Genomic DNA, 24,787 nt, shown 5'->3' with positions numbered 1-24,787 from the left:
CAAGCCCGCTCCCACATTGGGTTATGCGGTGCTCATCGAGGCTTCACACACTCCAACGCCCGATCCACCACACCTTTGGCCATCCCCACCAAATGCATCACCGCCCGCTGCTGGGTGCTGAGCGTCTCCCCCGACACATTCACCGTCTCCACCGCGCAATGCAGCAAGTCGGCCGCATGGGCGAGGGCGTCTTCGAAACTCAGGTTGTCATTGAGCACAAAATTGGGCGCGTCCGGGGCGGATGCTTTGAGGTAATAGTCGATGGCTCGGCGGTTGAGGAGGGCGTCTTCGCTGAGGAAGTTGGGTGGATCGGGGGTAACTTTGGCCATGGTTGAACTCCTTGCTGGAAGAAGTTGGCACCGTCCGCTTGCACGCGAAGAGGGTGGCAACTGTACGTAGGTGTGCAAGACCGGGGCAAGAAGTCAAACCCAGCAGACCCGAAGGTCTCCCACGTACAGCCGCCATAAGGGCAAACGCCAACATGGAAGCTGGCATTTAGCTGTAGGTTGTTTATGGATCTTACTTGCCGTCGGACTTGCACGTCCGGCCACCAAACATTCGATGACGGAGCGAGACTAGCTACCTGATCCGACGGAAACAAGGCCGTGGAATTCTCTAGGAAACGTCCCGCAAATGAAAGGGATCGGTCCTGCTGGCCACCAAAACATCAGCTGTTTTTAGGGGCTTTTTCATTCTTTCCGAATGGTAAGTAGGGGAAGCCCTATTGCGTCGTCGGACCATTCTGGTTTTTCCCTTCACCCGCCTATCGCGCCTTTTTGCGACTTAACATCTCGCCTGCTATTTACGTAAAGGGACTACGTCATGCAGGAAAGCGATCTCCACACAGCAATTATGCGAAGCCAATTTGAACTCCAGCGCAATGGCGTCGATTTCGGCTCGACGTCCAGCATGACTTTTCATTTGGGAAACACGATGACAAGCTGCCCGGCAGTCATGGTTTTGCCTAATTCGCCAGGATGGACTCATGGGGCCAGTTACACGTTACTCAAGCCCGTTCAGGCGGACACCACGGCGCCTGACACCACCGTTGACGACCTCTGGAAATGCACGCAGCAACACTACGGCCTGACGGCAGCAACGGTTCTTACTGGCGCGGCGGGCATACCGATCAGCAAAATCGCCGTGGGGACTTGGGTCCACGTCGGCTCAAGCAAAACGACGAATTTGGCTAGCCTCATTGGAATGCGCTTTTTCCCTCGAACACTGATCCGGCAACCGACAGCGGCCAAGATGGCAAAAGCAACGTTCGGCACCGTTCGAGTATTTGGCATTATTGGGCGGGGCATCCCCTTCGTTGCTGCGGGGTTGGCTATTTTTGACCTGATCAGTATTGGTAAGTGTGCCTATGAGGCGAGAAATGGAAGGTAGTCTGACCCGAACCGAGATCAGCGAAAAAGTGATTCAGCTGTTCGTCGATATCATCGGCTTCATCGACCGAAGCCAGGTGACCGAGCAGACGGATTTCATCCATGACTTCAAGATCATTGATGAGGATTTGACCTGCTTCGTCATGCAGATCAAGTGGCAATTCAACCTGCAAGCGACTCAGGAAGACTGGGATCACATCACGACTTTCCAGCAGATTGTCGATCTGATTGTTCAGCGTTCAAATATGCAGTGATGCAACTGAACCCATCGCACCGCGACGATGGCGTTGTCAGGGAATAAACGCCATCACCGAGACCGGCGATCCCGAGCCGCCTTCCAGTCCCAGTACTCCAATCACAAGGGTCGCGCCCTTGGCCGGCAGCCGCTCCAGATGGGTCAGGCACTCCAATACGATGCCATTGCCGGCCAGTACGGCATGGTTGGTGGCAAAGGCAGTGCTTTGCCCCGGATCAACCCCGTGGGTATCAATGCCCACGCCGGCGATCTGTCGGTGTTCCAGCAGCCAGCGTATCGCCGGCTCGCCAATGCCTGGGAAGTGCAGGCCTTGGGCATCTTCGCCAAAAAAGCCGATGGGGTCGTTCCAGAGGTGCTGCCAGCCGGTGTACATCAGCACGACCGAGCCCGGCTCGATGCGCCCGTGTTGGTGTTCCCAGGCTTGAAGGTCATGCAGGCCGATCTGGTAGTCGCGGTTACCTTGGGTTTGCGCGCGCACGTCAATCACCACGGCAGGCCGAACCAGGTCTTGGGGTTGATAGCCGTCAATCCCGATGCCATCGGCATAGAAGCTGTTCGGTGCATTCATGTGGGTGGCGCTGTGTTCGCCCATACTGAAGCGGCGCAGGAAATAGCCATCTTTTCCCAGGCACGCGACGTCTTCAAATACCACCGGCGGATCCCCCGGCCACAATGGAATGCGCGCAGTGATCGGGTGGCTGAGGCTGACGATTTTGCTGTGCTTACCCAGCATTTTTTACCTCCAAATGGCCCAACGGCACCCGCCGTTCTATCGCGCTGGACAAAATAATCGAGGTCTTGCTGAACCCGAATTTCGCCACGCGGTTAATCAGGTTCTCAAGCTCCGGCATCGAACCCACCGCCGCCTGCATGATCACGCACGGGTCGCCCGTGACCCGGTGGCATTCGGTCAGCTCGGGAATTTCAGCCAGCGCGTCGTAGACCTTCTGGCTGCCGTTATTGGTCAAGCGCAGTTCGATCGTGCATTGGATAGGCAAGCCGATTTTGGATAGATCCACCTTGGCCTGATACCCGGTGATCACGCCGCTGGCCTCCAGCTTGGCCACGCGCTCAGCCACGGCGGGCGCAGAAAGGTTTACCGTGCGGGCCAATTGCGCGTAGGACGCGCGGCCGTCTTCGAGCAGGGCGCTGAGGAGCATGCGGTCGTATTTGTCCATGATAAGGCTCCAGTAACGTGTGGCTTTCGAAAGCACGGTTTATAGCCCTCACAACCATGCTTTGAAAAGTGTATCGGCGCTTTAAACAGGTTTTGTAACTTATGTTTAGCGTGCTGCCTTTTTAGAATAAGCCTCCCATCTCCTGCCATCGAGCCGCCCAATGCCTGGCCCACGTCGCTTTCCATTACCGTTGATCGCCGCTTTTTTTGCGCTGTATGTGATTTGGGGTTCCACCTACTTAGTGATTCGAATCGGCGTTGAATACTGGCCGCCGCTGATGCTCGGCGGGATTCGATTCCTGGTGGCGGGTTTGCTGATGTATGGCTTTTTGCGCTGGCGCGGGGCACCTGCGCCGACGTGGGTGCAGTGGAAGGCTGCGGGCAAGATCGGCATTTTGCTGCTCACCTTTGGCAATGGCGCGGTGTCGGTGGCTGAGCACACGGGGGTAACGTCGGGTGTTGCGGCATTGGCGGTAGCGACGGTGCCATTGTTCACGTTGCTGTTCGGCTATTTCTGGGGCGCGCGTAATACCCGCCTGGAATGGGCCGGGGTGGTGCTGGGGATTATCGGCATTGCCATGCTCAATATGGGTTCCAACCTGCAATCGAGCCCAGCCGGGGCGATGTTGTTGCTGTTCGCCGCTGCCTCCTGGGCTTTTGGCTCGGTGTGGAGCAGGCACTTGCCATTACCTGCCGGTGCGATGGCCAGTGCGGCGGAAATGATCGTCGCCGGTGCTTTGCTGTTGGTGGGCAGTGCGCTCTGCGGCGAACGCCTGCAGGCTGTGCCGCCGATTGAAGGCTGGCTGGCTCTGGCGTACTTGGCCGTGTTCGGTTCGATCATCGCCTTCAATGCCTATATGTACCTGCTCAAGCACGTACGCCCGGCGGCGGCGACCAGCTATGCCTATGTAAACCCGGCCGTCGCGGTGTTGTTGGGGATTGTGTTCGTCGGTGAGACCATCGGCATGGAAGAAGCCTTGGCGATGCTGGTGATCATCAGCGCGGTGCTATTGATCAGCCTGCCACAGTGGCGTAAGCCAAAACCGGAAATAAGGTAAACTGCGGCGCATTGCGGCTTTTTTTACCCGCCTAAGCGCTGAATTTTTCCTACGGTAAACACATGACTTTCGCCACACTTGGCCTGATCGAACCCTTGCTGCGCGCCCTTGAGACGCTTGGCTACCAGACCCCGACGCCGGTGCAGGCGCAAGCCATTCCGGCGGTGTTGGCCGGTCGCGACCTGATGGCCGCGGCCCAGACCGGCACCGGCAAAACTGCTGGTTTCGCCCTGCCGCTCCTGCAGTTGCTGACCATGGAAGGGCCGAAAGTCGCCGCCAACTCGGCGCGTGCGCTGATCCTGTGCCCGACCCGCGAGCTGGCCGAGCAGGTTCACGCCAGCGTCGCCGAGTACGCGCAACACCTGCCGCTGACCACTTACGCGGTGTACGGCGGCGTGAGCATCAACCCGCAGATGATGAAGCTGCGCAAGGGCGTCGACATTCTGGTCGCCACGCCGGGCCGCCTGATCGACCTGTTCCGCCAGAACGCGCTGAAACTCAACCAGTTGCAAACGCTGGTATTGGATGAAGCCGACCGCATGCTCGACCTGGGCTTCTCCGAAGAGCTGGCGAACATCTACCGCATGCTGCCGAAAAAGCGCCAGACGCTGCTGTTCTCCGCGACCTTCTCCGATGAAATCCGCCAATTGGCCGGGCAGATGCTCAACGACCCGCTGAGCATTGAAGTGAGCCCGCGTAACGTCGCCGCCAGCACCGTGAAGCAGTGGGTGGTGCCGGTGGACAAGAAGCGCAAGCCGGAGCTGTTTGTGCACTTGATGCGCAAAGGCCGTTGGAAGCAGGTGCTGGTGTTCGCCAAGACCCGTAACGGTGTGGATGCGCTGGTGGACAAGTTGCAGGGCCTGGGCATCAATGCCGACGGCATCCATGGCGACAAACCCCAAGCCACCCGCCAACGCGCGCTGGACCGTTTCAAATCCAGCGATGTGCAGATTCTGGTAGCCACCGACGTGGCGGCCCGTGGCCTGGATATTGAAGACTTGCCGCTGGTGGTCAACTTTGACCTGCCGATCGTGGCTGAAGACTACATCCACCGTATCGGCCGTACTGGCCGGGCGGGCAACACCGGTGAGGCGATTTCGCTGGTGTGTGCCGATGAAGTGAACATGCTGTCGGCCATCGAGATGCTCACGCGTCAGACGCTGACCCGCCAGATGGAGCCGGATTTTGAACCTGAGCACCGCGTGCCGGACACCGATGCCAGCGGGCAAGTGGTGAAGAAGCCGAAAAAGCCGAAGAAGCCTAAAGCGTCGGGCGGCGGTGGCGGCAAGCGCAATTTGGGTAAGTGGGTGGACAGTGGTGATGTGGCGCCGGCTGAGCCGTCGATTAAACCGGTGCGTAAAGTGCCGGTGTTTAATACCGGGCCGCGTAAGAAGAAGTAAGTCTGTCAGGGCCTCATCGCAGGTAAGCCAGCTCCCACATTTGACGGTGTTCACAGTTCAAAATGTGGGAGCTGGCTTGCCTGCGATAGCGTACTTGAACTCAGCGCTGAAGCCACTCCAACACACCACGCCCAGCCGCTCGTCCACTGGCAAAACACCCCGTCAGCAAATACCCGCCGGTCGGCGCTTCCCAATCCAGCATCTCCCCCGCACAGAACACGCCTGGCAATTGCTTGAGCATCAGCCGCTCATCCAACGCCTCAAACGGTACGCCACCCGCCGTGCTGATTGCCTCATCCAGCGGCCGCGCCTTCACCAGCGTCAGCGGCAGCGCCTTGATATCTACCGCCAATTGCGCCGGATCATGGAAGTGCTCAGCGGGCGCCAGTTCACGCAACAGCGCCGCCTTCACGCCATCGAGCCCCAACTGACTGTGCAAATGCTTGCTCATCGAGCGCGAACCACGCGGCTTGCCCAAGGCAGTCATCACTTTGTCCAGCGGCTTGCTCGGCAACAAATCAATATGCACCGTGGCTGAGCCGTCACGGTTGATCGCTTCGCGAATCGGTGCCGACAGCGCATAGATCAAACTGCCTTCGATACCCAGGGCAGTGATCACGCATTCCCCCAACCGTGGCTTGTCATCTGCCAAACCGATGGCGACGTTCTTCAACGGCGCACCCGCGAATTTGCTGACCATCAACTCGCTCCAGCCCGACACTTCGAAGCCGCAATTGCTCGGTTGCAGTGCGGCGTAGGGCACGCCTTTATCTTCCAGCAACTTGAGCCAGGCACCGTTGGAGCCCAGGCGCGACCAGCTGCCGCCGCCCAAGGCCAGCAACACCGCATCGCTGTGCACAGTTTTATCGCCGTCCGGGCTGTGGATAAGTAAACCGCCGTCGTCGGTCCAACCCAGCCAGCGATGCCGGGTGTGGATAACCACGCCCTGGTCGCGAAGGCGCTTGAGCCAGGCGCGCAGCAGTGGGGCGGCTTTCATGTCGGTGGGGAATACGCGGCCGGAGGTGCCGACAAAGGTTTCAATGCCCAGGCCATGAATCCATTCGCATAAGGCGTCGCTACCGAACGCGCGCAACAACGGCGCCATGTGCGGCGCGCGTTCGGCGTAACGCGACAGGAACGCCGGGTACGCCTCGGAGTGGGTGATGTTCATGCCGCCCACGCCCGCCAGCAGGAACTTGCGCCCCACCGAAGGCATGCCGTCGTACACGTCCACCCGCACGCCCGCCTGGCTCAAGACTTCAGCGGCCATCAGCCCGGCAGGGCCGCCGCCGATAATAGTGACGTGTTGAGAAGGGGTCTGGGGCATGGGCAGGGCTACGGTCGCTTGAATAGGCCGAGCATTCTACCCGACGACGGCGTAGCTGCCTGATCAAAAAACGTACACTTTCCTACACGCCATACGGCTGCTGGCTTTCGGGCCCTTACGCTCAAGTTATCCACAGGCCGTTCCACAGGCATTGTGGGTAACGCGCACAACTCAATGACAACCTGATGACGCCCACACCCGTTGCGCGCTGTGGTGCAGGATGCCGTGGCGGCGGGCCAGGGCCGGGCGGTCTTTGCTGTAGCCACCGCCGATCACGCCCATCACCGGGATGTCGCGGCCCAGGCAGTGGCGCATCACGCTTTCATCGCGGGCGGCGACGCCTGCGTCTGTCAGCTTGAGGTAACCGAGGGCGTCGTCCTTGTGCACATCCACCCCGGCGTCGTACAGCACCAGGTCGGGCTGGTACAGCGGCAACAGGTAGTTAAGCGCGTCGTCGACCACCTTGAGGTAGTCGGCATCGCCCATGCCCATGGGCAGCGGGATGTCCCAGTCGCTCTGGGCCTTGCGCGCCGGGAAGTTCTTTTCGCAGTGCAGCGACACGGTGATGGCATCCGGCGTGTCGTGCAGGATGCGCGCGGTGCCGTCGCCCTGGTGTACGTCGCAATCGAAGATCAGCACGCGGTTGACCCGCCCGCTGGCCAGCAGGTAATGGCTGATCACCGCCAGGTCATTGAAGATGCAAAAGCCCGCGGGGTAGTCGTAATGGGCATGGTGCGTGCCGCCCGCCAGGTGGCAGGCCAGGCCGTGTTCCAGGGCCTTTTGCGCTGCGAGTATCGAGCCGCCGACTGCACGCACGGTACGCCGGGCCAGGGCTTCGTTCCAGGGCAGACCGAGGCGGCGTTGGTCTTCGCGGGATAACTCGCCGCTCATGTAGCGCTCGATATACCCAGGTTCATGGGCCAGGGCCAGAATCTCGGCGGGGCAGACCTCGGGTCGCAGCAGGTGGCTGTCCTGGGTCAGGCCGCTGTCCACCAGGTGGTCACGCAACAGGCGGAATTTGTCCATGGGGAACCGGTGGTCCGCCGGGAACTCAGGGCTGTAGTCATCGTGGTAGATCAATGGCAGAGGCATGGGATTTTCTGACGGGAACCTGCGACGGATCTTACCAGCGCTGTACACTCACGCACATGGCAAGGGAGGGGGACCCATGGAGCCGATACTGGAATTGGAAAGCGCACGGCTGGTGCTGCGCCAATGGCGCGACAGCGACCTGACGGAATTTGCACGCATGTGCGCCGACCCGCAGGTGATGCGTTATTTCCCGGCCAAGTTGAGCCACCTGGAAAGCGCCGCGTTGATCGGCCGGATTCGCGGGCACTTCGCCGAATATGGCTTTGGCTTTTGGGCCTTGCAGCGCAAGGACACCGGCGAATTTATCGGCCTGACCGGGCTGCAAAACGTCAACTTCGAGGCCGACTTTACCCCGGCGGTAGAAATTGGCTGGCGCCTGGCTCGCGAGCATTGGGGCCTGGGTTACGCCAGCGAGGCGGCGTGGACCGCGCTGCGCTGTGGTTTTGACCGGCTGCAGCTGGATGAAATCCTCGCCTTCACCACCGAATCCAATCTGCCATCACAAAAAGTCATGCAGGCCATCGGTATGCATTACGATCCGCAGGCAGATTTTGAACACCCCAAGGTCGCAGCCGATGACCCGCTGCGCCATCATGTGTTGTACCGCATCACCCGCGCCCAATGGTTGGACACGCTGCACGGATAAGCAGCCCGGAATGCTCTATTGATTGTAGGAGTTGCTCTATGAGCCAAGTATTGGAAGATCTGGTGGACTTGCTGACCCTGGAGCCGATCGAGGAAAACCTCTTTCGCGGCCGCAGCCAGGACCTGGGTTTTCGCCAACTGTTCGGCGGCCAAGTGCTGGGCCAGTCGCTGTCGGCCGCCAGCCAGACCGTAGAAGAAGCGCGCCACGTGCATTCCCTGCATGGCTATTTCCTGCGCCCTGGCGATGCAGCGCTGCCCGTGGTGTATTCGGTGGACCGCGTGCGCGATGGCGGCAGTTTCAGCACACGCCGCGTCACGGCGATCCAGAAGGGCAACCCGATCTTCACCTGTACCACCTCGTTCCAGTATGACGAAGAAGGCTTCGAGCACCAGACCACCATGCCCGTGGTCGTCGGCCCGGAAAACCTGCCGTCGGAGCTGGAACTGACCAAGCAACGCGCGCACCTGATCCCCGAGCACATGCGCGACAAGCTGCTGTGCCCCAAGCCGATCGAAGTGCGCCCGGTGACCGAAAAAGACCCGTTCAACCCGCAGCCGTCCGACCCGGTCAAGTACGTGTGGTTTCGTGCTGACGGCGCACTGGCCGATTCGCCGGCGCTGCATAAATACCTGCTGGCTTACGCTTCGGACTTCGGCCTGTTGACCACTTCGCTGCTGCCCCACGGCAAGACGGTTTGGCAGAAAGACATGCAGGTCGCCAGCCTTGATCACGCGCTGTGGTTCCACGCCGACCTGCGTGCCGATGACTGGCTGCTCTACGCCATGGACAGCCCGTGGGCCGGTAATTCACGGGGTTTCTCCCGTGGCAGCGTGTACAACCGCGCCGGGCAACTGGTGGCTTCGGTGACCCAGGAAGGGCTGATTCGCCATCGCAAGGATTGGGCATGAGCCTGTCGGACGTTAAGCATTGGGTTTTTGACATGGACGGCACCCTCACGGTGGCCGTGCATGATTTTGCGGCGATTCGCGCGGCCCTCGATATTCCACCTGAAGACGACATTCTCACGCACCTGGCGGCATTGCCTACGGATGTGGCGGCGGCCAAGCATGCCTGGTTGCTTGAGCACGAGCGCGAGCTGGCCGTGGGTTCGGTTGCTGCTGTTGGCGCGGTGGAGCTGGTGCGCGAGCTGGCCGGGCGGGGTTATCGCCTGGGCATCCTGACGCGCAATGCGCAGGAGTTGGCGCATATCACCCTTGAAGCGATTGGCCTGGCGGACTGCTTTGCCGTCGAGGATGTGCTGGGGCGTGATGATGCGCCGCCAAAACCCGATCCGGGTGGGTTGCTGAAGTTGGCGACTGCCTGGCAGGTCGCGCCGAGCGCGATGGTGATGGTTGGGGATTACCGCTTTGACCTGGTTTGTGGCCGGGCGGCGGGGACGCGCACGGTGCTGGTGAACTTGCCGGAGAACCCGTGGCCGGAACTGGCGGATTGGCATGCGCAGGATTGCGCGGCGTTGCGCCGGATGCTCTAACCCAGACACCTCGGTCGGGCTTGTGTGGGAGCTGAGCTTGCCAGGCAGTTAAGGCATAGCCGGTAATTGTGGCGAGGGAGCTTGCTCCCGTTGGACTGCGTAGCAGTCCCATGCTTTTAAAGCAAAGAGCAGGGGCCGCTTCGCGCTGGAGCGCCAGCCCGGCCCAACGGGAGCAAGCTCCCTCGCCACAGGTTACTGGTTGTCAGTTCTAGCTCTTAACTGGCTGGCATTAGGGCAAGCCAGCTCCCACATTTTTGATCCTATTTCCCGAACAGCACCTTCTCACCCTCAGGCGACGTAAACATCTTATCGCCGTCGTGCCCAACCCCAGGCACTTCCACCAGCTTCTGTGTCAGCTGCGGATGGCGCTGCTTGAGGGAGTCAAAATAGTTATGCCCACGAATCAGGCGATACGCGCCCTGGGTTTCGGCTTCGCAGCTTTTATCCAGCGCCGGGTGGTTGGGGTCGGTGTCTTGCTGGCCCAGCAGGTAGGTGATGTTGCGTGACACGTAAACCTGCTCTAACTGCTGCGCGCTCTGGCCCTTGGCGTAATCCGGCAGGTTTTGCATGCCGTACTTCCAGTCGTTGAAGCCTGGGCAACTGGCCACATCAAACTTCACCGGCCGTTGCGGGGTGAAGTAGGCGTAGGACGACGGGTTGGCCACCACGTAACGCAGGCTGATGCCCTCGGTTTGCAACATCGGGTGGTCGTGGCCAGTGAGGGCGAAGCGCTGCACCACCTGGCCGCCGCCGGAATGGCCGGCTACCACGATTTCTTTCAACGCCGGGAACAGCTTGCGGTTGCCCAAGTGCTTGATGATCTGGTCGAGGGCGCCGTAGGAGCTGACCTGGCCTGGGCCGGTCGACGGGTCGCCGGCCATCCAGTCGTTGTGGTTCCAGCGCAGCACCTGGCTATCGAGATGGTTGCGCTGGGTATCCAGCTCATTCAAAAACTGCGGTGCGATCACCAGGGTATTGGCGGCAACGCCTGCGTGCTGGGCGGCATCTTCGCCGCTTTGCAGGTAGGTCTGCGCATTGCGCAGGCGACCATGCACGATGATCAACGCGCGGGTGACGTTGGGCAACGGCTGGCTCCAGTCCTGGCTCAAGCCCAGGCTCAAGGCGCCGGCATCCAGTTGGAAACGATCGGGGCTGACCACCTTGACGCCATGTTCTTTCTCGGCGGCCCAGTTGGCGGTGGAACACATCGCTAATGCGCTAAGCAGCAATCCCAATCGTTTATTCATTTAAAGACTCTTGGCTGTAAAGGTGTCGCATTGAGAGATCTGGCCCTCTGCGAAGCCGGTCTTGAACCAGCGAACCCGCTGTGCCGAGGTGCCGTGGGTAAACGAGTCCGGCACTACGCGCCCTTGACCCTGTTGCTGCAAACGGTCATCGCCGATGGCGTTGGCCGCATTCAGTGCGGCTTCAATATCGCCGGGCTCCAGCCAGTTCAGGCGTTTTTGCGCGCGGTTGGCCCACACGCCGGCGAAACAGTCGGCTTGCAGTTCCTGGCGTACCAGTAAACCGCCGTCACCTTCCATCTGCCGACCTTGCTGGCGTGCGGCCTGGATCTTGGCCGAGATGCCCAGCAGCGTTTGCACGTGGTGCCCGACTTCGTGGGCGATCACATACGCCTGGGCGAACTCGCCTGAAGCCTTGAAGCGTTGCGACATCTCCCGGAAGAAATCCAGGTCCAGATACACTTGCTGGTCAGCCGGGCAATAGAACGGGCCGCTGGCCGAGGTGGCACCACCGCAGGCGGAATTGACCCGGCCACGGAACAGAATCAGTTTCGGGTTCTTGTAGACCAACCCGTTTTCCTTGAACACCTGGCCCCAGGTGTCTTCCGTGTCGCCCAGCACGGCGCGCACGAAATCGGCCTGCTGGTCGTTGGCCGGCGGCGCCTGGCGCGCCTGCGTACTCGCCGGGGGCGCTTGCTCCATTTGGCCGCTTAGCTGGCCGAGGATCTGCATCGGGTCCTGGCCGGTCAGCCAGCCAATGCCGACGATCAGCACGATCGCCGTGAGGCTCAGGCCTTTGCCGCCACCAAAGCGCATACCGCCACCGCCGCCGCCACTGTCATCACGGGCGTCCACCACGTTGTCGCTGCGTCGGCCTTTTTTCCATAGCATTGGTGCAGTCCTCTCGTTAAGCCTGTGCTCTATATTTTAAGAGCAGTGTTGTCGGTGCAGGGGCATGGCGCCAGCCCGGCTGTCTGACAAGCAACGAGAGCTGCCTAGTATCGCTGCTGTCAGGCCGTGTCGGCAGGGGCGCCAGATGAAAGTTATGTCAGGTTTGCCGCCTCAGTCGCGGCAGTAGCCTTCGCCGGTGTCGACGATCAGGCAGTCTTTTTTATCTGCCAGCCATTTAAGGCCCGTGGCTTCACCGTCGCCGGCGCTCAACTGTTGCGGGCCGTCCGGGCGGGTGAAACTGATGCCGTCTTCATTGGCTTCGCCTTTGAAGGTGCCGGAGTCGTCGGCATCAAGGCCGTATTTCATGGTAAGCAGGTAGTGGCCACGGCCGATGCTGTCGTCCTTGGCGATGGTCAGGTTCAGGCCTTCGACGCCGATCCATTTGCCGACCCATTTATCGGTCGGTGGGGTTGCCGGCACCAGCGTGGCTTGCACGGAAGCGGGGGCGGGCTTTGGGGCCTCCTTGGGTTCCTTGTTACACGCGGTGAGCAGGGCAAGGGCAGAAAGAACAAAGAGTGTTTTTTTCATAGCGACATGGCCTTGGTTAAAAAGGGTGCAACGCGACGGTGAACGTGCAGCGTTGGACTCGAAACCCGTGATTTAGTGCGCTGTTCGCACGGTGTTTGGTTATGCTCTTGGGGCAGACTTCGGCCCGGCTGCTAGATTACCGGGTTGAGTGCTACCGCGTTCAGTGCTCAGCGTTCAGCCCACCATGCAAGAGAATTCAATGACTGTCAGCACACCCCTTTCCGGCGTCAACCATCCTTTCAAAGGCATCCTGCTGATTGTGCTGGCGACGTTTCTGTTCTCCAGCCACGACGCCCTGTCCAAATACCTGGCCGGGTTTTACCCGATTGTAATGGTGGTGTGGGCGCGTTACCTGGTGCACACCTTGCTGATGGCCGGGATTTTCCTGCCGCAATCCGGCTTGCGGGTGCTGCGCAGCAAGCGGCCGGGTATGCAGGTGGTGCGGGCGTTGTGCCTGTTGGGCACGAGTCTGTTTTTTACCGCCGCGCTGCATTACATCCCGTTGGCGGAAGCCACGGCGGTGAACTTCCTGGCACCGATCCTGGTGACGGCGCTGTCGGTGCCTTTGCTCGGCGAGCACGTCACGCGTGGCCAATGGCTGGCGGTGATCTGCGGGTTTGTCGGTGTGTTGATCATCATCCACCCCGGCGGCGAGTTGTTCACGCCTGCGGTGTTGCTGCCGCTGTGTTCGGCGATGTTCTTCTGTTTCTACCAATTGCTCACGCGCATCCTCAGCCAATACGACACACCGACCACCAGCAACTTCTTCGCCGGGCTGTGCAATACCTTGGTGATGAGTGCGCTGGTGCCGTTCTTCTGGCAGGTCCCGACGCTATGGCATGCCTGCCTGATGCTGGCGCTGGGCACCTGCGGCATGACGGCGCACTTGATGTTGACCCAGGCGTTCCGCTTCGCGGCGCCAGCCTTGCTGGCACCGTTCGGCTATTGCCAGATCGTGTTTGCGGGGTTATTGGGTTGGCTGGTGTTCAGCCATACCCCCGACGTGACCACGGTGGTCGGCATCGGGGTGATCTGCATGAGCGGGCTGGCCGCTGCCTGGCAGCAGCGGCGGCGGTGAGTTACACGTCGACTTTGGGAATCTTGCGCGGCGCCATGAAGTACATCCAGGTCAGCGCAATGAAATACATCGCCGGGATCAGAGTGAACAACACGGTGTAGTTGTTGTTGGTCACGGTAAGGATGTGCCCGACGATCTGGGTCATGAACATGCCGCCGATGGCCGCGCACATGCCGCCGAAACCGAACACCGTGCTCATCATGTGCTTGGGCGTGTAGTCCATCACCAGGCTCCAGATGTTGGCGGTCCAGGCTTGGTGCGCGCCGATCGCCAGGGAGATGGCGAACACGGCAACCCACAATTGGCTGGAACCGGCGGCCATGATCACGCCAACGATGCAGCAGGCAAACAGCAGCATCGACAACAGCCGCGCCTTGATCGCATTCATCCCGCGGCCGATCAGGAATGACGACAGAATCCCGCCACCCACGCTGCCGAAGTCGGCGGTGAGGTAAATGATGATCAGCGGAATGCCCATCTGGGTCACGTTGATGCCCAGGTTGTATTGCTGGTTCAGGAACGGCGGCAGCCAATACAGGTAGAACCAGAACACCGGCGCGGTCATGGCGTAGGCGAGGGCGAAGGCCCAGGTGCCGCGCATGCGCAGGATGCGGCTGAACGGCACGCTCGGTTGCTCGGGTTCGGCTTCCTGTTGCACGTAGTCCAATTCGGATTGTTTGGCCGTCGGGTGGTCTTCCGGGTTGTAGTACTTCAACCCCCAGAACACCAGCCAGATTGCGCCGAGTGCCGACATGCACAGGAATGCCGCCTGCCAGCCCCACACGTGCAGGATCAACGGCAGCAGCATTGGGGTCATCATCGCGCCGACGTTGGTGCCGGCGTTGAAGATGCCGGTGGCCACTGCGCGCTCACCGGCCGGGAACCACAAGCGCGTGGTCTTGACGCAGGCCGGGTAGTTGGCGGCTTCCGTCAGCCCGAGAATAAAGCGGCAGACCATAAAGCCCACCGCCGAGGTGGCCAGGCCGTGGGCACCGGTGGCCAGGCTCCACAGCAGCACGGCGCAGAAGAACACGCGCTTGACGCCCACGCGGTCAATCAGCCGGCCTTGCAACACAAAACCGATGGCATAACCCACCTGGAACCAGAAGTTGATGTTGGCGTAGTCCATCGCCGTCCAGCTCATCTCTTTGGCCAGGATCGGTTGCATCACGCCCAGGGCGGCGCGGTCGATGTAGTTAAGGGTGGTGGCGAAGAACACCAGGGCCAGCATGCCCCAGCGCGTTTTACCCACGGCCATGGCGCCACGGATCTTGTCGCCGATGCCGGCGTGCGGGTTGCCCGGGCGCGCGGCCAGAGCGGAGTTTTGCGAAGGCATGAGGTCGTACCCGTTTTTGAAATTTTTATGGTGTGTTCTGGGTCTTGGTGCAGGTTCGATGGTGCGCAGCGGTTAAAAAGTCGTCAATTCGCCAACAGGGCATAGTGTTCGGTAATCGCACAAAAAACTAACCGGTTCGTACATTTTAATTGCTGCGTGTAGGCTAGGGGCCAATAATTTGCTGCAAATAACAACTCCGGGAGTCGCCCCATGCAACGTTCCATTGCCACCGTTTCCTTGAGCGGCACCCTGCCGGAAAAGCTCGAAGCCATCGCCGCTGCCGGGTTTGACGGGGTGGAGATCTTCGAGAACGACCTGTTGTATTACGACGGCAGCCCGCGGGAAGTTAGGCAGATGTGCGCCGACCTGGGCATTGCCATCACCTTGTTCCAGCCGTTCCGCGACTTTGAAGGATGCCGCCGCGACCGCCTGGCGCGCAACCTGGAACGCGCCGAACGCAAATTCGATTTGATGCAGGAGCTGGGCACCGACCTGGTGCTGGTGTGCAGCAATGCCTCGGCAGATTGCGTGGGCGATGAACGCATTTTGCTCGATGACCTCAGCTTGCTGGCCGAGCACGCTGGCCGCCGTGGTTTGCGCATTGGTTATGAAGCACTGGCCTGGGGCAAGCATGTGAACACCTGGCAGCAGGTGTGGAACCTGGTGCGCCAGGTCGATCACCCAAGCCTGGGCGTGTTGCTCGACAGCTTCCATACCTTGTCGCTCAAGGGCGACCCGAGCGGCATTGCTGGCATTCCCGGCGACAAAATCTTCTTTGTGCAAATGGCCGACGCGCCGGTCCTGGCCATGGATGTGCTTGAGTGGAGTCGGCATTTCCGCTGTTTCCCAGGGCAGGGCGAATTTGACCTGGCAGGCTTTCTCGCGCCGATCATCAAAAGTGGCTACACCGGGCCCTTGTCCCTGGAGATCTTCAACGACGGTTTCCGCGCCGCGCCGACCCGCGCGAATGCGGCGGATGGCTTGCGTTCGCTGCTGTACCTGGAAGAGAAAACCCGTGAACGCCTCAAGCAGGAGGCGCCGGCCCAGCCCGTCGAGATTCTGTTTGATACCCCGGCGGCCAGCGAATACAACGGCATCGAATTCCTCGAGTTTGCCGTGGACGAAAGCCTCGGCGCCAAGCTGACCCACTGGCTGGAGCGCCTGGGGTTCGTCAAGGCTGGGCAGCACCGTTCCAAGAGCGTGAGCCTGCTGCGCCAGGGGGATATCAACCTGATACTCAACTGTGAACCCTATTCCTTTGCCCACAACTTTTTCGAAGCCCACGGCCCGTCGTTGTGCGCCACGGCGATTCGGGTCAAGGACAGCGCCAAAGCGCTGGAGCGGGCCGTGGCCTACAAAGGCCAGCCGTATCGCGGGCTGGTCGGGCCTAACGAGCTGGAACTGGCGGCCGTACGTGCGCCAGATGGCAGCCTGATTTATCTGGTGGACCCTGCCGAGGGTGCGCTGTACGACACCGACTTCAACTTGCAAGCGGCAACGGCGTCCAGCGGCGGTTTGCTGCGCATCGACCATATGGCCATGGCCTTGCCGGCCGACAGCCTCGACAGTTGGGTGTTGTTCTACAAGAGCCTGCTGGATTTCGAAGCCGATGACGAAGTGGTGCTGCCGGACCCGTATGGCCTGGTGAAAAGCCGAGCGTTGCGCAGCCGTTGCAGCTCGATCCGCTTGCCGCTGAATATTTCCGAGAACCGCAACACGGCGATTTCCCACGCGCTGTCGAGCTATCGTGGTTCGGGTGTGCACCACATTGCTTTTGACTGCGCGGATATTTTCGCGGAGGTCAGCCGGGCCAAAGCGGCCGGCGTGCCGTTACTGGATATCCCGCTCAACTACTACGACGACCTGGCCGCACGGTTTGATTTCGACGATGAGTTCCTCAGCGAACTGGCGTACTACAACGTGCTGTACGACCGTGATGCCCAGGGCGGTGAGTTGTTTCATGTGTACACCGAGGCGTTCGAAGGGCGGTTTTTCTTCGAGATCATCCAGCGCAAGAACGGTTACGCCGGGTATGGCGCGGCCAACGTGGCGGTGCGCCTGGCGGCGATGGCCAAATCGCGCAGCGGCGCGGCACGTCAGGCGCGTTTATAACGGCCGGCCAGGTGCTTCCTTCGGGAAGCGCCTCGGCCCATAATCGCCGCTTGCACAACAAAAATGGCCGTGAGCGCACCATGACCCTGACCCCCGACCTCTCCGCTGTGTCAGACACACCGCGCAAGAGTCGCAAGAACAACCCGGAAAAGACCCGCGAAAACATCCTGCAGGAAGCCATCGTCGAGTTTGTTCAGCAGGGCCTGTCCGGCGCGCGCGTGGATGCGATCGCCGAGCGTATCCACACCTCCAAACGCATGATCTATTACTACTTCGGCAGCAAGGAGCAGTTGTACGTCGAGGTGCTGGAAAAACTCTACGGCGACATCCGCAACACCGAAACCCGCATGAACCTCACCGCCCTGGAACCGCGTGAAGCGATCCGTCGGCTGGTGGAGTTCACCTTTGATCACCACGACCAGAACGTGGATTTCGTGCGCATCGTCAGCATCGAAAATATCCACAACGCGGAATACGTGAAGCGCTCGGATTCGATCAAGGCGATGAACAGCAACATCCTCGAAGCGCTGGGCGCCACATTGCGGCGGGGTGCCGAGATGGGGGTGTTTCGCGAGGGGCTGGAGCCGCTGGATGTGCACCTGCTGATCAACTCATTCAGCTTTTACCGGGTGTCCAACCGCCATACGTTCAGTGAGATTTTTCAGATCGAGCTGTCGGACGAAGCGATTAAACAGCGGCATCGGGAGATGATTTGTGAGTCGGTGATGCGGTACTTGCAGGCTTGAACCCACCCGACTCCCAATCTGGAACGCAATCAGTGTGGGGCCTGGCTTGTTGTGGCGAGCAAGCTTGCTTGCGCTGGGGTGCGAAGCGCCCCCAAAAAAGCGGGAGACTGCTGCGCAGTCAGCGGGAGCAAGCTCCCTCGCCACAACAAGCCAGCTCCCACATTTTTTGATTCGGTTTCGGCAGTCAGCTATTCATGCTCTGAAAGTGCGCCAGCATTCGCTGCGCATCCGGCGTTTGGCCACTGAACAACTCAAACGCCTTCACTGCCTGAAACACCGCCATATTGCCGCCGTCCAGCGTGCGACAACCCAGGGCGCGGGCGTCGCGCAGCAGTTCGGTTTCCAGCGGGAAATACACGATTTCCGCAACCCATAGTTCGGCTCGCAACAGCGCCGGCGGCACCGGCGTGCCGGGCAGCTTGGCCATGCCCATGGGCGTGGTGTTCACTAGGCCATCCGCCTCGGCCATCGCGTTTTCCAGGTGGTTGCCAACCTGGGCGCGACCGGCACCAAAGCGCTGCGCAAGGTTATCCACCAGGTCGCAGGCGCGGGCCATGTCCACGTCAAAAATACTCAAGTGCTGCACGCCTTCGGCCAGCAATGCATGGGCCACTGCTGCGCCTGCACCGCCGGCGCCCATCTGTACCACCCGTGCTCGGGCGGCATCATGCAAGTTGCGCCGGAAACCTTCGGCAAACCCCAGGCAATCCGTGTTGTGGCCAATGCGCTTGCCATCCTTGAACACCACGGTGTTGACGGCGCCAATGCCTCGCGCCTCGTCAGACAACTCATCGAGCAGCGCCAGCACTGCCTGCTTGCACGGGTAGGTGATGTTCAAGCCGGTAAAGTGCATCAACTCGGCCGCGTCCAGCAGGTCGGGCAGGGCGTTGATGTTCAGTTGCAGGGCTTCCAGGTCGATCAACTGGTACAGGTAGCGCAGGCCTTGGGCGTCGCCTTCCTGTTCATGCAGGGCGGGCGTGCGGGAGGCTTGGATGCCGGCGCCGATCAGGCCGGCGAGGATGCGCGGTTTCATCGGGCGGATCCTTTGAGGCTGTGGCTGAAGTGTTCCAGCGCCAGGTGATAACCGTGGCTGCCGAAGCCTGCAAGCACCGCCTTGGCAATGGGCGATACAAACGAGTGGTGCCTGAACGCCTCGCGCGCATGCACATTGGATAAATGCACTTCAATCACCGGCACTTCACTGGCCACCAGTGCGTCGCGAATCGCTACGGAGGTGTGGGTCCAGGCCGCCGGATTGATCACGATACCGGCGCAACGGGCACGGGCACCGTGGATCCAGTCGAGCAGTTCACCTTCGTGGTTGGTCTGGCGAAATTCGATTTTCAACCCGAGGTTTTCCGCGCTGCGACCGCACAGTGCGGCGATGTCGGCCAGGGTTTCATGCCCGTAGGTAGCAGGCTCACGGGTGCCGAGCAGGTTGAGGTTGGGGCCGTTGAGCACCAGCACGATGGGCGGCATAAAGGGTATCTCCACACTTCTTATTGGTTGTGCGGATAAAATGTACTGGATGGTTAATTTGGTCAATTGAAGGCGGCTGATGTGTTCGATTATCGAACGCTTATTCAGACACACCCGAACACCGAATCAGATTAGATATCAATTGAAAATCATTCTCGACAACGCTTAAGATGCCCGCCTGTTTCCTTAACATTCCAGGGAGTCGGTTTGTCGGACGTGGATCTCAAGGGCCTGTTTCTCAAGCACGCCGATACCCTGCGCGGTTATCTGGCGCGCAAGGTACGGGACCCGCAGTTGGCCGCGGACCTGGTGCAGGAGAGCTTCCTGCGCCTGGCGGAAAAACCGGCCGGCGAGCGCATCGACAATTCCCAGGGCTATCTCTATCGAACGGCAAGCAATCTGCTGATCGACCATATTCGCCAGGAAGCGCGGCGCAAGACAGATTCCGTGCCCCACGAGGCGTTGGCCGAGATTGAAGATGACGTGGCCGGGTTGGAGGCGCAGGCAATGGCGCAGCAACAGCGACAGGCTTTGAAGCAGGCACTGGCGGAGTTGCCGGAACGCACCCAGCAGGTTTTCCGTCTGAACCGCATCGAAGGCATGACCCACGCCCAGGTTGCCCGGCACCTGGACATCTGCGACAGCTCCGTGCAAAAGCACCTGGCCAAGGCCTTGGCCTATGTGATGCAGCGCTTGCAGGACGGTGAGGTGAAGCCATCCGACGAATGAATTACCGAAACGGCCCGCGTCAGACGTCACAGCGTTTACATAACGAAAATTCGAGATTCACACGTGAATAGCCAGGGTCCGCAACAGCACAGCATTACCGAGGCGGCTGCCGAATGGGCGGTGCGCCTGCACGCGGGTGCCCTGACCGAACAGGAGCAGGCCGAGCTGCGCCATTGGATCGCCTGCGACAGCCGCCATGAAGCGGCGCTGCGGTTCGCCGAGCAGACGTGGGCAGCCTTGGGCGAAGTGCATAAGGATGAACCCGTGCACCGTCAGCGCCCGCCTTCGGCAGCGTTGCCGTTGCGTCGGCCCACGCGGCGCAGGCCGTGGCAGCGTGTGGCCGCCGTCGCACTGGTGGTGGTGGCGGCAGGCGTGGGGTGGCTGCGCGGGCCGGATACGTTGCTGCGTTTGCAGGCTGACTATGTGACCCAGAAGGGCGAAATCCGCACTGTGCACCTGGCCGATGGCAGCACGGTGGAGCTGGATTCCGCCAGTGCGATCCGCCTGGACTATGACGGCGTGCAGCGGCGCATCAGCCTGATCCAGGGTTCAGCGATTTTCGACGTGGCACCGATGAAAGGCGAAGAAACCCGACCGTTCGTGGTGCAAAGCGCCGGGGCGCAGACCCGTGCATTGGGCACGCGGTTTGTGGTCGAGCGCGAGGATGAGCGTCAGGCCTGGGTGGGCGTGTTGCAGCACAGCGTCGAAGTCGCGCTGCAAACCGTACCGAAACAAGGTGCGAGCGAGCGCGTGCTCAAGGAAGGCCAGGCGGCGCGTTACAGCGCGCAGGACGGCGTGGTGCCCTTGGATCAATTCGATGTGGAGCGCGCCACCAGTTGGCGACGCGGCGTGCTGATCTTCGACCGGCTGCCCTTGGCCAAAGTCATCGAGCAACTGAACCGCTATCGCCCTGGCCGCGTGGTGTTGACCAACGCCGCCCTGGGTGATCGCGAAGTCAGTGGCGTGTTCCGCCTCGACATGCTCGACACCGCCCTGGCGACCTTGACCCAGGAACTTCAAGTGCAACGCTTGGACCTGGCAGGCCTCAGCCTGATCTATTGATGCCCCGGCGGGAGGCACCTCCCGCTGCTCGCCAAAGCCCCTCTAAAAAAGCCCCTGTCTGAAAAACTTTCAAAAAAGTCTTACTGACTTCCAGCGCCTCGCTCGTCTTGCTAGGTGAGAAGCATTCGCATAAACAAAAATACGCTTAGCGCAGGGAAATCAAACATGTCAGCACTCACCAAGGGGCGCATCACCGGTAGCCGGTTAGCCCTGGCCATCCACTTGGGCCTGTTCGCTGCAGTGGCGCCCGTGTACGCCGCGCAGCCTCAAGCCGGCGCGGCCCAGCCTGTGGTGTTGATGTTTGATATCCCTGCGCAATCCCTGGGCAGTGCGGTGCTGGCGTTCGCCGATCAGGCAGGTTTGCAGGTGCTGTTCGACAGCCAACGCCTGCAAGGCTTGAGCAGCACGGCGCTTAAGGGCAGCTTCAGTGTGCAGGAAGGCCTTGGCCGTTTGCTCGGCGGCGCGCCGGTGGAATACCGCTTTACCGGCGAGCGCCAGGTCACCCTCAACCGCGTGGCGGCCGAACATGACGGCGCCATGACGGTCGGCACCACCACCATCACCGGCAACACCAACGGCCAGCCCGGCGACTGGGTATACCAGAGCCCAAAGTCCGTGGCCGTCATCAGCCGTGACATGATCGACAAGCGCCCGCCCCGTCACGCCGCCGACATGCTCGAAGAAACCGCTGGCGTGTACACCGCCGTCAACCAGCGTGACCCCGGCCTGTCGGTGAACATTCGCGGCGTGCAGGACTACGGCCGCGTGAACATGAACATCGACGGCATGCGCCAGAACTTCAACGTCAACGGCCACCAGCAGCGCAACGGCACCATGCTGATCGACCCGGAATTCATCTCCAGCATCCAGATCGACAAGGGCAGCCAATCGGGGCAGGGCGGTGCGGCGGTGTTGGGCGGGATCGCCTCGTTCAAGACGCTGGAGGCCAGTGAGTTTCTCAAGGACGGCAAAGAGATCGGCGGACGTTTTCGCGCCGGCAGCGGCATGGGTGAATTGGGCAATGGCACCTACTTCAATGGCAGCGGCGTGTTTGCCTTTGGTGACGAGCGCGGTGATGTGTTGCTGGGCTACAGCGAGCGGCATTTCGGCAACTACCGTGCCGGTACCCATAACGACCACAAGCTGGGCACCAACCTGCGCGCGCGCAAATACGCACCGGCAGCCTTTGATGATTGGTTGAACAGCGAAGTCGGGGACATGGGCAGCGTCACCCGCTCGCAGATCGCCAAGTTCGGTCTCAACTTGCCCAACGATCAGCGCGTGCAATTGAGCTACCTGGAAAGCGACAGCGACAGCAACGATGCCTGGGCCTACATCACCGATGACCTGCAGAGCGTCGACTACCGCCGCGTCAGCAAAAACAACCTGAATGCCAAGAACTTTGCGCTGGACTACAGCTACACGCCGGATAACCCGCTGATCGATCTGAAGGCCAAGGTCTATTACGTCACGACCCAGCTGGATCGTGACAATTCGCCCAACCTGTCGACGCCGGGCACGGGTAACTACGTCGGTGCCTACAGCGATCATTTCCAGACGGATACCTGGGGGCTGCAGGGCGACAACACCTCGCGTTTTGACTTCGGCGAGCGTGGGCATCTGAGCTGGAACTACGGCGTGGAGATGTATCAGGACGAGTTCAAGCCACGCACCAACAAGGTTGAAGCCGTCAACAACCTCGGCCTGCTGCCCTATGCCGAAGGCAGTACGCCGAGTGGCAAACGCACCATCGCCAGCCTGTTCAACAACCTGCAATACGAATATGGCGACTGGCTGACCCTGGATGCGGGCTTGCGCTACGACCGTTATCGGCTGGAAGGCCAGACCGGCTTGACCCTGTATCGGCGTGATCGCTTCTTCAGCAGCCTGGTGGGCGCCAAGCGTGTGTCGCAAGTGTTCGATGTGGACCGTGAAGAAGGGCAGTTCTCGCCGACCTTCGGCATCGCGGTCAAGCCGGGAGTGGACTGGCTGCAACTCTATACCCGCTGGGGCAAAGGCTGGCGCCCGCCGGCCGTCACCGAAACCTTCATGACGGGCCGCCCGCATGGTGGCGGTTCCGGGGAGCGCGTGTTTCCCAACCCGTACCTCAAGCCTGAAGAGTCGCGGGATTGGGAAGTGGGCATGAACGTCTTCAAAGAGGGGCTGCTGTTCAGTGATGACCGCCTGGGCATGAAGGTGGCGTACTTCGATACCCGCATTGAAAACTTTTCCTTCCTCAACACCAGCGTCAGCCTGCCGGAAACTCAGTCCGGCGGGTTTCTGGGGACCATGGCCTACGTCAACAACACCAACCCGACGCGCTTCCGCGGGGTGGAATACCAGCTCAATTACGACATGGGCCGGGCGTACGCCAACCTCAGTTACACCCACATGATTGGCAGCAATGAGTTCTGCTCCAAGAACTATTACATGGGCGGCGCCAAGACCACCGGGCCGCGCACCACACGCCTGGAGCGTTTCACGCTGCCGAACGGGCGCATCGGCATTCGCCCGGTCACCACCTATGAAGTGCTGGACGACAACGTCGCCAACAACAAGGAAAGCTGCGGGCGAATCATGGGCAACGCCACGTATATGCCCGCCGATCGCGGCTCGCTGACGCTGGGTGCGCGTTTCCTCGACAAGCGCCTGGATACCGGTGTGCGCGTGCGCTACAGCGCGGGCAATGGCGAAAACCTCAATCAGCAGGGCTACGAGCTGATGGACCAGGCGATGTGGCCTCAATACACGCTCTACGACCTGTACGCCAGTTACTGGATGACCGATCACCTGAACATTGCGCTGGCCTTGGAAAACGCCACCGATGAAGCCTATTTCGTCGCCATGGGCGACGCCAACAACCTCAGCCTGGCGCGGGGGCGAACCCTGAGCGGGATGTTGGAATACAAATTCTGATCGGTGTGCTGATGCACCTGATCAATGGTTTTGCCCAAGCGTGGGCAAAAAAGTGCGCCGCACCGGCGTGCTCATCTAAAACGTTGTTTAACGAGGTTTAGCGATGACTATTTCTGTTAGCTACGATTCGGGCCTGGGTTCACTGTCGGTCTCCGACTACTTGAGTTCTTGGGCTGTGGGCTTTAATACGGCCGGTCATGGCACCGGCAACACCGGTGGCTTCAGCAACGGCTCCCTCAGTGGTGACCAGTATTCGACCCACGGCGCCAGCAACTCCGAATACGCCTTTATCGCCGACAGCAACACCAGCAACGGCCTGCACTATGTGTTCAACCCGTCGCTGCCTGCTGGCAACAACCTGAACCACTACCTGTGGGGCAACCTCGATAACGTGCAACTGGGCACCGGCCTGGGCGGCGGCAGTGGCAGCGACTTCACCCTTAATGATTTCAAAGTTGCGTTCAACGGCCTCGACCTGAGCGCTGCCGAAGGCGCCGGTCGCGTGGGCAACGAAGTTCAGAGCGTGATCTACGGCCTGATGCAGGGCAACACCGCCGCGCTGGAAAGCGTGCTCAACAACCTGCTGGACGACTTCGGCCTGTCCACGGCCTCGACCTTCGACCAACTGGCCGCTGCCGGGCTGGGTCACGCCGCACCGTCGGCCGATGTCGCCCTGGTCGGCGTGCAAGACGTGGCGCAGGACTGGGCACTCGCTGCCTGACGTTGCTGCATAAAAAAAGCGAAGGGGAGATCACTCTGCCCTTCGCCGC

At 60.7% G+C, this 24,787-nt stretch carries 25 protein-coding genes; 14 read left to right on the top strand and 11 right to left on the bottom strand.

Features of this window, described 5'->3' with window-relative positions; genetic code table 11:
• Positions 1–32: 32 nt before the first annotated feature.
• On the bottom strand, positions 33–329 hold the full coding sequence (locus PSH96_RS25225) for a DUF3077 domain-containing protein (RefSeq protein WP_305455921.1): 297 nt from the start codon (positions 327–329) through the stop codon (positions 33–35).
• A 493-nt stretch (positions 330–822) separates the two neighbouring features.
• Between PSH96_RS25225 and PSH96_RS25220 the strand changes: the two genes are divergently transcribed.
• Positions 823–1,389: a hypothetical protein gene (locus PSH96_RS25220; RefSeq protein WP_305455919.1), complete on the top strand. Its 567-nt coding sequence runs from the start codon at positions 823–825 to the stop codon at positions 1,387–1,389.
• Positions 1,379–1,642 carry an acyl carrier protein gene (locus PSH96_RS25215; RefSeq protein WP_305455918.1) on the top strand — a complete coding sequence of 88 codons (264 nt, stop codon included), beginning with the start codon at positions 1,379–1,381 and terminating at the stop codon, positions 1,640–1,642. The genes PSH96_RS25220 and PSH96_RS25215 overlap by 11 nt, the downstream gene beginning before the upstream one ends.
• Positions 1,643–1,678: 36 nt before the next feature.
• On the opposite strand, the gene PSH96_RS25210 is transcribed toward PSH96_RS25215, so the two are convergent.
• Positions 1,679–2,377: a cyclase family protein gene (locus tag PSH96_RS25210; RefSeq protein ID WP_305455917.1), complete on the bottom strand. Its 699-nt coding sequence runs from the start codon at positions 2,375–2,377 to the stop codon at positions 1,679–1,681.
• Entirely contained in the window at positions 2,367–2,822 is a 456-nt protein-coding gene (locus tag PSH96_RS25205; RefSeq protein WP_305455915.1) for an Lrp/AsnC family transcriptional regulator, read from the bottom strand. The genes PSH96_RS25210 and PSH96_RS25205 overlap by 11 nt, the downstream gene beginning before the upstream one ends.
• A gap of 160 nt (positions 2,823–2,982) precedes the next feature.
• Here PSH96_RS25205 and yedA point away from each other — a divergent pair, with 160 nt between their 5' ends.
• Together yedA and PSH96_RS25195 are read left to right on the top strand one after the other, a co-directional pair.
• Positions 2,983–3,879 carry a drug/metabolite exporter YedA gene (gene yedA, locus PSH96_RS25200; RefSeq protein ID WP_305455913.1) on the top strand — a complete coding sequence of 299 codons (897 nt, stop codon included), beginning with the start codon at positions 2,983–2,985 and terminating at the stop codon, positions 3,877–3,879.
• Positions 3,880–3,941: 62 nt separating this feature from the next.
• A complete protein-coding gene (locus PSH96_RS25195; RefSeq protein ID WP_056862011.1) occupies positions 3,942–5,279 on the top strand; it encodes a DEAD/DEAH box helicase in 1,338 nt (445 codons plus the stop codon).
• A gap of 100 nt (positions 5,280–5,379) precedes the next feature.
• On the opposite strand, the gene PSH96_RS25190 is transcribed toward PSH96_RS25195, so the two are convergent.
• Together PSH96_RS25190 and PSH96_RS25185 are read right to left on the bottom strand one after the other, a co-directional pair.
• The gene (locus PSH96_RS25190; protein ID WP_305455912.1) at positions 5,380–6,606 is read right to left on the bottom strand and encodes a TIGR03862 family flavoprotein; all 1,227 of its coding nucleotides are present in this window, start codon (positions 6,604–6,606) and stop codon (positions 5,380–5,382) included.
• A gap of 171 nt (positions 6,607–6,777) precedes the next feature.
• Positions 6,778–7,698 carry a histone deacetylase gene (locus tag PSH96_RS25185; RefSeq protein WP_058421550.1) on the bottom strand — a complete coding sequence of 307 codons (921 nt, stop codon included), beginning with the start codon at positions 7,696–7,698 and terminating at the stop codon, positions 6,778–6,780.
• A 76-nt stretch (positions 7,699–7,774) separates the two neighbouring features.
• On the opposite strand from PSH96_RS25185, the gene PSH96_RS25180 reads away from it, so the two are divergent.
• Genes PSH96_RS25180 through PSH96_RS25170 form a run of 3 tightly spaced genes read left to right on the top strand, consistent with a single transcriptional unit; the run spans position 7,775 to position 9,836 of the window.
• A complete protein-coding gene (locus tag PSH96_RS25180) occupies positions 7,775–8,344 on the top strand; it encodes a GNAT family N-acetyltransferase (RefSeq protein WP_099487120.1) in 570 nt (189 codons plus the stop codon).
• Positions 8,345–8,382: 38 nt separating this feature from the next.
• On the top strand, positions 8,383–9,252 hold the full coding sequence (tesB, locus tag PSH96_RS25175) for an acyl-CoA thioesterase II (RefSeq protein WP_017139338.1): 870 nt from the start codon (positions 8,383–8,385) through the stop codon (positions 9,250–9,252).
• A complete protein-coding gene (locus PSH96_RS25170; protein ID WP_305455909.1) occupies positions 9,249–9,836 on the top strand; it encodes an HAD family hydrolase in 588 nt (195 codons plus the stop codon). Before tesB ends, PSH96_RS25170 begins: the two co-directional genes overlap by 4 nt.
• Positions 9,837–10,096: 260 nt before the next feature.
• On the opposite strand, the gene PSH96_RS25165 is transcribed toward PSH96_RS25170, so the two are convergent.
• The 3 genes from PSH96_RS25165 to PSH96_RS25155 form a co-directional block, all read right to left on the bottom strand.
• The gene (locus PSH96_RS25165) at positions 10,097–11,083 is read right to left on the bottom strand and encodes an alpha/beta hydrolase (RefSeq protein ID WP_305455907.1); all 987 of its coding nucleotides are present in this window, start codon (positions 11,081–11,083) and stop codon (positions 10,097–10,099) included.
• Positions 11,084–11,971: a neutral zinc metallopeptidase gene (locus PSH96_RS25160; protein WP_305455906.1), complete on the bottom strand. Its 888-nt coding sequence runs from the start codon at positions 11,969–11,971 to the stop codon at positions 11,084–11,086. It abuts the gene before it with no gap.
• 171 nt (positions 11,972–12,142) lie between these two features.
• Positions 12,143–12,559 carry a membrane lipoprotein lipid attachment site-containing protein gene (locus PSH96_RS25155; RefSeq protein WP_056862006.1) on the bottom strand — a complete coding sequence of 139 codons (417 nt, stop codon included), beginning with the start codon at positions 12,557–12,559 and terminating at the stop codon, positions 12,143–12,145.
• A 199-nt stretch (positions 12,560–12,758) separates the two neighbouring features.
• Here PSH96_RS25155 and PSH96_RS25150 point away from each other — a divergent pair, with 199 nt between their 5' ends.
• The gene (locus PSH96_RS25150) at positions 12,759–13,637 is read left to right on the top strand and encodes a DMT family transporter (RefSeq protein ID WP_017139333.1); all 879 of its coding nucleotides are present in this window, start codon (positions 12,759–12,761) and stop codon (positions 13,635–13,637) included.
• Between the two features lies 1 nt (position 13,638).
• Here PSH96_RS25150 and PSH96_RS25145 read toward each other — a convergent pair whose 3' ends face one another.
• Positions 13,639–14,973 carry an MFS transporter gene (locus tag PSH96_RS25145; protein ID WP_305455903.1) on the bottom strand — a complete coding sequence of 445 codons (1,335 nt, stop codon included), beginning with the start codon at positions 14,971–14,973 and terminating at the stop codon, positions 13,639–13,641.
• Positions 14,974–15,183: 210 nt separating this feature from the next.
• Between PSH96_RS25145 and quiC the strand changes: the two genes are divergently transcribed.
• Both quiC and PSH96_RS25135 read left to right on the top strand, forming a co-directional pair.
• Complete coding sequence (quiC, locus tag PSH96_RS25140) at positions 15,184–17,085, top strand: 3-dehydroshikimate dehydratase QuiC (RefSeq protein ID WP_305455901.1); 1,902 nt, start codon at positions 15,184–15,186, stop codon at positions 17,083–17,085.
• 80 nt (positions 17,086–17,165) lie between these two features.
• The gene (locus tag PSH96_RS25135; RefSeq protein ID WP_056862012.1) at positions 17,166–17,831 is read left to right on the top strand and encodes a TetR/AcrR family transcriptional regulator; all 666 of its coding nucleotides are present in this window, start codon (positions 17,166–17,168) and stop codon (positions 17,829–17,831) included.
• A 184-nt stretch (positions 17,832–18,015) separates the two neighbouring features.
• Here the strand turns inward: PSH96_RS25135 and PSH96_RS25130 are convergent, their stop codons facing one another.
• Positions 18,016–18,864 (bottom strand): shikimate dehydrogenase, encoded by an 849-nt coding sequence (locus tag PSH96_RS25130; protein ID WP_305455897.1) that lies wholly within the window; start codon positions 18,862–18,864, stop codon positions 18,016–18,018.
• Complete coding sequence (gene aroQ, locus PSH96_RS25125) at positions 18,861–19,310, bottom strand: type II 3-dehydroquinate dehydratase (RefSeq protein WP_056858207.1); 450 nt, start codon at positions 19,308–19,310, stop codon at positions 18,861–18,863. Before aroQ ends, PSH96_RS25130 begins: the two co-directional genes overlap by 4 nt.
• 207 nt (positions 19,311–19,517) lie before the next feature.
• On the opposite strand from aroQ, the gene PSH96_RS25120 reads away from it, so the two are divergent.
• The 4 genes from PSH96_RS25120 to PSH96_RS25105 all read left to right on the top strand — a co-directional run bounded on the left by PSH96_RS25120 (position 19,518) and on the right by PSH96_RS25105 (position 24,738).
• Entirely contained in the window at positions 19,518–20,039 is a 522-nt protein-coding gene (locus PSH96_RS25120; RefSeq protein ID WP_305455893.1) for an RNA polymerase sigma factor, read from the top strand.
• A 63-nt stretch (positions 20,040–20,102) separates the two neighbouring features.
• Positions 20,103–21,101, top strand: coding sequence for a FecR family protein (locus PSH96_RS25115; protein WP_305455891.1), 999 nt, complete (start codon positions 20,103–20,105; stop codon positions 21,099–21,101).
• Positions 21,102–21,266: 165 nt separating this feature from the next.
• Complete coding sequence (locus tag PSH96_RS25110) at positions 21,267–24,017, top strand: TonB-dependent receptor (RefSeq protein ID WP_305455889.1); 2,751 nt, start codon at positions 21,267–21,269, stop codon at positions 24,015–24,017.
• A gap of 103 nt (positions 24,018–24,120) precedes the next feature.
• Positions 24,121–24,738, top strand: a complete 618-nt coding sequence (locus PSH96_RS25105; protein WP_305455887.1) for a heme acquisition protein HasA — start codon at positions 24,121–24,123, stop codon at positions 24,736–24,738.
• Positions 24,739–24,787 lie beyond the last annotated feature (49 nt).

The organism is Pseudomonas sp. FP2338, assembly GCF_030687515.1.
GTDB lineage: Bacteria > Pseudomonadota > Gammaproteobacteria > Pseudomonadales > Pseudomonadaceae > Aquipseudomonas > Aquipseudomonas salomonii.
The sequence above is the reverse complement of the archived record's forward strand: the minus strand, read 5'-3'. Positions and strand labels throughout refer to the sequence as shown.

Coding starts and splice junctions, on each gene's coding strand:
- PSH96_RS25145 (WP_305455903.1), bottom strand. CDS start 14,973: ATGCCTTCGCAAAACTCCGCTCTGGCCGCGCGCCCGGGCAACCCGCAC.
- PSH96_RS25210 (WP_305455917.1), bottom strand. CDS start 2,377: ATGCTGGGTAAGCACAGCAAAATCGTCAGCCTCAGCCACCCGATCACT.
- PSH96_RS25205 (WP_305455915.1), bottom strand. CDS start 2,822: ATGGACAAATACGACCGCATGCTCCTCAGCGCCCTGCTCGAAGACGGC.
- PSH96_RS25190 (WP_305455912.1), bottom strand. CDS start 6,606: ATGCCCCAGACCCCTTCTCAACACGTCACTATTATCGGCGGCGGCCCT.
- PSH96_RS25170 (WP_305455909.1), top strand. CDS start 9,249: ATGAGCCTGTCGGACGTTAAGCATTGGGTTTTTGACATGGACGGCACC.
- PSH96_RS25110 (WP_305455889.1), top strand. CDS start 21,267: ATGTCAGCACTCACCAAGGGGCGCATCACCGGTAGCCGGTTAGCCCTG.
- PSH96_RS25185 (WP_058421550.1), bottom strand. CDS start 7,698: ATGCCTCTGCCATTGATCTACCACGATGACTACAGCCCTGAGTTCCCG.
- PSH96_RS25105 (WP_305455887.1), top strand. CDS start 24,121: ATGACTATTTCTGTTAGCTACGATTCGGGCCTGGGTTCACTGTCGGTC.
- PSH96_RS25180 (WP_099487120.1), top strand. CDS start 7,775: ATGGAGCCGATACTGGAATTGGAAAGCGCACGGCTGGTGCTGCGCCAA.
- aroQ (WP_056858207.1), bottom strand. CDS start 19,310: ATGCCGCCCATCGTGCTGGTGCTCAACGGCCCCAACCTCAACCTGCTC.
- PSH96_RS25215 (WP_305455918.1), top strand. CDS start 1,379: ATGGAAGGTAGTCTGACCCGAACCGAGATCAGCGAAAAAGTGATTCAG.
- PSH96_RS25130 (WP_305455897.1), bottom strand. CDS start 18,864: ATGAAACCGCGCATCCTCGCCGGCCTGATCGGCGCCGGCATCCAAGCC.
- PSH96_RS25150 (WP_017139333.1), top strand. CDS start 12,759: ATGACTGTCAGCACACCCCTTTCCGGCGTCAACCATCCTTTCAAAGGC.
- tesB (WP_017139338.1), top strand. CDS start 8,383: ATGAGCCAAGTATTGGAAGATCTGGTGGACTTGCTGACCCTGGAGCCG.
- quiC (WP_305455901.1), top strand. CDS start 15,184: ATGCAACGTTCCATTGCCACCGTTTCCTTGAGCGGCACCCTGCCGGAA.
- PSH96_RS25220 (WP_305455919.1), top strand. CDS start 823: ATGCAGGAAAGCGATCTCCACACAGCAATTATGCGAAGCCAATTTGAA.
- PSH96_RS25165 (WP_305455907.1), bottom strand. CDS start 11,083: ATGAATAAACGATTGGGATTGCTGCTTAGCGCATTAGCGATGTGTTCC.
- PSH96_RS25135 (WP_056862012.1), top strand. CDS start 17,166: ATGACCCTGACCCCCGACCTCTCCGCTGTGTCAGACACACCGCGCAAG.
- PSH96_RS25195 (WP_056862011.1), top strand. CDS start 3,942: ATGACTTTCGCCACACTTGGCCTGATCGAACCCTTGCTGCGCGCCCTT.
- yedA (WP_305455913.1), top strand. CDS start 2,983: ATGCCTGGCCCACGTCGCTTTCCATTACCGTTGATCGCCGCTTTTTTT.
- PSH96_RS25225 (WP_305455921.1), bottom strand. CDS start 329: ATGGCCAAAGTTACCCCCGATCCACCCAACTTCCTCAGCGAAGACGCC.
- PSH96_RS25155 (WP_056862006.1), bottom strand. CDS start 12,559: ATGAAAAAAACACTCTTTGTTCTTTCTGCCCTTGCCCTGCTCACCGCG.
- PSH96_RS25160 (WP_305455906.1), bottom strand. CDS start 11,971: ATGCTATGGAAAAAAGGCCGACGCAGCGACAACGTGGTGGACGCCCGT.